We start from the raw sequence: 1,845 nt of genomic DNA, 5'->3' as shown, positions 1-1,845 counted from the left end.
GATAAAGCAGCCTAAGTGTCGAAGCTCCAGTTAGCCTCGTGTTGTCAGTACAAAGGCCGTTTGAGGGTCGTGGCAGTGTAGCCGCTCATGTCGCCGAGTTCATCCAGTTCAGGCCTGTCGCCGCTTTTGTGGCGCTGCGCGACTGCCTCGCCCTGCGGTCCGGGCAAGGCGTGTGACCAGCCGCCGGCCAGCGTCTTGTAGACCGCCACCAACGCCGTCGCCCTGCGGGTGGCGCTTTGTGCCAGCAAGTCTTCGGACTCCAAGCGTGAACGTTCGGCCTCCAGCACATCCAAAACATGGATGGCGCCGCCCTCAAATTGCAGGCGAGCCGTCTTGGCTGCCCGGCGGCTGGCCTCGGTCGCCTGTACCAGCATGGCGTTCTCGGTCTGCGCGCGCGATAGGCGTACCAGCGCGTTCTCGGTTTCTTCCATGGCGCGCAGCACCGTGCGCTCGTATACCGCCAAGTTTTCGGCAGTGGCTGAATTGGCCGCCGCGATGCGCGACCGCACCCGGCCCACGTCTAGGAAGGAACCACCCACACCGAGCGAGATCATTCGCGTTTCACTATCACGCTCGAACAACGAACCAAAGCCCAACGCCTGCGTGCCGATCAGCCCTCCCAACGTAAAGCGAGGGAACAGGTCTGCCATGGCTACGCCGATACGCGCAGTGGCCGCAGCCAGCCTACGTTCTGCCGCAGCCACATCGGGACGGCGACGCAGTAGATCGCCCGGTGCACCGGCGTTGACCTGGGCGGGCAGCTCAGGCAAGGCTGCGGGGTGATCCAGCACTTCGGCCATCGCCGCAGGCGTGCGGCCAGTGAGCACGGCAATGCGGTGGGCGGCCACAGCAGCCTCAGCTTCAAGCGGCGGAATGCGCGAGCGTGTCAGCGCCAATTGCGTGCGGGCGCGGTCGGCATCGAACGACGTGCCCCGGCCGTTCTCGAACAAGACCTCGATCAGCCGCAGCGTTTCGGCTTGGTTGATTTCGTTGTCCCGCGCGACCTGTAATTGCACTTGCAAGCCGCGCAAGCGGAAATAGGCGTCGGTCAACTCGGCCACCATAGCCACTTGTACGCCCGCCAGGTCGGCTGCGCTGGCCTCGGTCTCGGCGCGCTGCGATTCCACGCTGCGCCGCACTCGGCCAAAGAAGTCCAATTCCCAGATCACGGATAGGCCAGCCGAATGCAGATCGTTATCCCGGTCGGAGCGGGACGCATCCGGTGCTTGTGCAGCACTGGCGCGCTGGGTACTGATTTCACCGGACGCGCCCAGCGTCGGATAGTAGTCTTGGCGACGTTCGCGCGACAGTGCGCTGGCTTGCTCGTAGCGCGACAGTGCTATGCGGATGTCGTGATTGGCGTGAAGAGCATTCTCCACCAAAGAGTGCAGCACCGGGTCATCCAGTTCCCGCCAGAATTGCGCATCGGCCTCCGGTACAAGCTGGGACACGGCAACGGGGTCTTGGCGGGCATACGTCACTGCCTGGGGCGCGGCAGGTGCCTTGTAATTCGGCCCTACTGCGCAAGCTGCCAGCGTCAACGCCACCAAAGGGAGCAGTACCAGATGTGGCATCCGACGTAGGCATGGTCGGATGCGGGATGGCGTTTGAAGCATGACGGAATCAGTCCTTGTGGAGTCAGTCATGGGTGGCCTCCATGGCGACATTTGCCTGGCGACGTGGCTTGCGCGTCGCGAGCCTGCGTAACGCGACGTAGAAAACAGGAGTCAGGAATAAACCGAACAAGGTCACGCCGAGCATGCCGGCGAACACAGTCACTCCCATAACCTGGCGAATCTCCGCGCCTGCGCCGGAACCGACCATCAGCGGCACCACGCCAGCGAT

The 1,845-nt window shown here is 63.5% G+C and carries 1 protein-coding gene and 1 pseudogene (1 of these 2 only partly in view); both read right to left on the bottom strand.

Annotated elements, in window-relative coordinates; all coding sequences use genetic code 11:
* Positions 1–44 precede the first annotated feature (44 nt).
* The gene (locus B3P22_RS05675; RefSeq protein WP_296270304.1) at positions 45–1,574 is read right to left on the bottom strand and encodes an efflux transporter outer membrane subunit; all 1,530 of its coding nucleotides are present in this window, start codon (positions 1,572–1,574) and stop codon (positions 45–47) included.
* 64 nt (positions 1,575–1,638) lie between these two features.
* Positions 1,639–1,845 (bottom strand): annotated as a pseudogene (locus tag B3P22_RS05670) (efflux RND transporter permease subunit) (its annotated part continues 723 nt past the right edge of the window); the annotation flags it as partial.

The organism is Pseudomonas sp. UBA6323, from assembly GCF_002439135.1.
In the GTDB taxonomy this organism is placed as follows: Bacteria; Pseudomonadota; Gammaproteobacteria; order Pseudomonadales; family Pseudomonadaceae; genus Aquipseudomonas.
The sequence above is the reverse complement of the archived record's forward strand: the minus strand, read 5'-3'. Positions and strand labels throughout refer to the sequence as shown.

Coding starts and splice junctions, on each gene's coding strand:
- B3P22_RS05675 (WP_296270304.1), bottom strand. CDS start 1,574: ATGCCACATCTGGTACTGCTCCCTTTGGTGGCGTTGACGCTGGCAGCT.